This window comes from Pantoea sp. Pa-EAmG, from assembly GCF_030024295.1.
Classification (GTDB): domain Bacteria; phylum Pseudomonadota; class Gammaproteobacteria; order Enterobacterales; family Enterobacteriaceae; genus Pantoea; species Pantoea dispersa.
The window spans coordinates 1-2,888 of record NZ_JASEWO010000299.1 but is presented as its reverse complement, the minus strand read 5'-3'; the positions used below and the strand labels follow the sequence as shown (position 1 = coordinate 2,888).

Genomic DNA, 2,888 nt, shown 5'->3' with positions numbered 1-2,888 from the left:
CTGTTACATCACAAAAACGCACCAGCCGCAGTGAAATCAATCTGATCACACAGACCGGGGTATTCTGACCATCAAGAATAATGTTATAGCTCCCAATCTTCGGAGCAGACTCCTCCTGCTGGTAAGCGGTAAACGATCCGCAGGAAGCTGTTTTGATGCCTTTTTTTACCAGTTCCGCCAGCTTGCTGGCCAGTTCCGCACTGTCACCCATTTGCCAGGCATCTGCGCCAGGATACTTCTTTTTTATTTCCTCAACCGCAAACATGAAAATTCCCTCAATCGTCGGTGAATGAAAAGTTTCATCGTTTATAGCATGAACTGTACCGGTATTAAGAATCAGGCTGATCGTCGCATATTGTGGTTCACTTTTTGCCCAACGCGGACACTTACGTAAATCCAGACGACAGGAGGCTAAGGACTAATCTGCAAACCTGCGCGAGCCAACGACACACAGGATCACGCCCAGTGTTATGAGAATCATCATCGGCCTTACCGTTTCAGACAGTAATGTTGCTGAGAGTCCGAGACCAAAGAATGGCTGCAGCAACTGTAATTGTCCCACAGCGGCGATGCCGCCTGCAGCCATTCCCCTGTACCAGAAAATGAAACCAATCAGCATACTGAACAGCGATACATATCCCAGTGAAAGCCACGCCTGCAGGCTTATTTCGCCCATGTTCTCCGGCAAGGTCTCCAGGGTGGCAACAAGCATCAGCGGCAGGGAAATAATCAGTGCCCAGCAGATAACCTGCCATCCTCCCAATTCACGCGAAAGCTTTGCACCTTCGGCATAGCCGAGGCCACACACAACCACGGAAGCCAGCATCAGAAGATTGCCGGTTACTGATACAGAACTCTTCTGGAGTAGGGCAAATCCCATCACCAGCAGACTGCCGACAACAGAAAAAATCCAGAAAGCCAGCCTGGGCCTTTCGCCTCCTCTGACAACGCCGAAAATAGCCGTCGCCATGGGCAACAGGCCGAGGAAGACAATAGAGTGAGCCGAGGTAACGTGTTGCAGCGCCATGGCTGTCAGAAGAGGAAAACCAACCACTACACCTGCAGCAACGACAACCAGAGAAATCAGCTGATGCCGCTGAGGACGAGCCTGACTTAAAAAGAGAATCAGCATAATGGCCAGTACACAGGCAATTGAAGCGCGTGAATAAGTCAGAAAAAAGGGATCCATTTCCCGCACTGCTATGCGTGTTGCGGGCAAAGAGCCACTGAAGATGATCACGCCGGTCAGCCCGTTCAGCCAACCTGATTTCAGGCCAGAATGTGTATTTTTTACCCTGGTAACTGTCACAACAGACCTCATTAAGTTCGATAAATGATTTAACAGATAACGTTGACAGCCCCCATGCTAAGTACCAGCATTCAGGACAATCAAATAATTGTCATAGATACAATTCATGAAAGCTCGATACAAAGTCATCGTGGATGAATTCGCTTCCGCGATACGAACAGGCGCGCTCCTGCCGGGCGCCCGCCTGCCTACCCACAGAGCGCTGTCGGCTGAAAAGCACGTGTCACTGGCAACGGCTACCCGCGTTTACGCTGAGCTGGAAGCCATGGGGCTGGTGAGCGGAGAAACCGGAAGAGGAACATTTGTCAGGGAAATTTCGCTGCCCGCCGGGCTGGGTTTGGATCAGTACGCAGTGGCGTCTGACGTGCTCGATCTGAACTTCAACTATCCTACGCTACCGGACCAGGCGGAACGGTTACGCCAGGCAATGCGACAGCTGGCCACATCTGGCGATCTGGCTTCACTGTTGCGTTACCAGCCGCACGCTGGCAGGCAAAGCGACAGGGAGACAATCGCGTTATGGCTCAATGCCTCCGGCATGACCGCGTCTGCTGATGAGGTTTTGATTGTAAATGGCGCGCAGCACGGTCTTAGCGTTGCTGTTATGGGGCTGCTGAAACCCGGGGATGTGGTGGCTGTAGATGCTCTGACCTATCCTGGCTTCAAAGCCCTGGCCAGCCTCTATCATCTGGAACTGGTGGCGATACCCACTGATGCCAGTGGACCGGACCTGACGGCATTCAGGCAAATCTGCCAACGCCGGCGCCTGCGCGCGGTATATACCATGCCAACACTGCATAACCCGCTTGGCTGGGTTATGAATGATGCCCAGCGCAGGGAGCTGGCCCGGATTGCCAGAACGTTCGATCTGCTTATCATCGAAGACGCGGCCTATGCATTTCTTGTCCGTCGTCCACCGCCGCCGCTTGCCACTTATGCGCCCGAAAGAACCGTTTATGTTACCGGTTTTGCTAAAAGCGTTGCCACTGGCCTGCGCGTCGGTGCTGTGGTGTGTCCCGCTGAAATGCGAATCGCCCTGGAGCGAGCCATCAGGGCAACGACCTGGAATACTCCCTCCCTCATGGTTTCGATTGTCTGCGACTGGATTAAAGATGGCACACTTAAACGCTTTGAGGCGCTGAAAAGACGGGACGCGCGTCAGCGGCAGGCGCTGGCGCGCAAAATACTTGTGAACAGTGAATGGGTAAGCCATGCCAACGCTTACTTTATCTGGTTATCACTGCCTCAGGAAGTGAGGGCTGACAGGCTTGTACATCGATTGATGCAACAAAATATCTCTGTTTCCACAGCAGAGCCTTTCAGCACTTCAAACTGTGTGCCGCATGCTATTCGTCTGGCGCTTGGCTCAGTCACGATGAGTCAGTTGAGCGAGGCCCTGGCGAAAATTAAAGAGGCTATCGAGTATGAGAGTGATCTTTGAGCGCTTTACGCTCCTCGCTTGAAGCGGATCGCGCAGTGCGTATGTGCGCTTCGTGCCAGAAGCCGATGCGCACAACAATTGCAGGAACCTTATTGGTAGTACGGCGGTGCCTATTGTTACATTAAAACCCGTAATCGG

At 52.7% G+C, this 2,888-nt stretch carries 3 protein-coding genes; 1 reads left to right on the top strand and 2 read right to left on the bottom strand.

The window, feature by feature from the left end; genetic code table 11:
- Together QMM04_RS21920 and QMM04_RS21915 are read right to left on the bottom strand one after the other, a co-directional pair.
- A partial coding sequence (locus tag QMM04_RS21920; protein ID WP_282997030.1) for an ASCH domain-containing protein occupies positions 1 to 265 on the bottom strand: 265 nt, incomplete at its 3' end.
- A 153-nt stretch (positions 266 to 418) separates the two neighbouring features.
- On the bottom strand, positions 419 to 1,309 hold the full coding sequence (locus QMM04_RS21915) for a DMT family transporter (RefSeq protein WP_282997029.1): 891 nt from the start codon (positions 1,307 to 1,309) through the stop codon (positions 419 to 421).
- 106 nt (positions 1,310 to 1,415) lie between these two features.
- Here QMM04_RS21915 and QMM04_RS21910 point away from each other — a divergent pair, with 106 nt between their 5' ends.
- Positions 1,416 to 2,750, top strand: coding sequence for a PLP-dependent aminotransferase family protein (locus tag QMM04_RS21910; protein ID WP_282997028.1), 1,335 nt, complete (start codon positions 1,416 to 1,418; stop codon positions 2,748 to 2,750).
- Positions 2,751 to 2,888: the final 138 nt, after the last annotated feature.

Excerpts from the sequence above, each read along its gene's own strand:
- QMM04_RS21910 (WP_282997028.1), top strand. The coding sequence starts at position 1,416 with ATGAAAGCTCGATACAAAGTCATCGTGGATGAATTCGCTTCCGCGATA.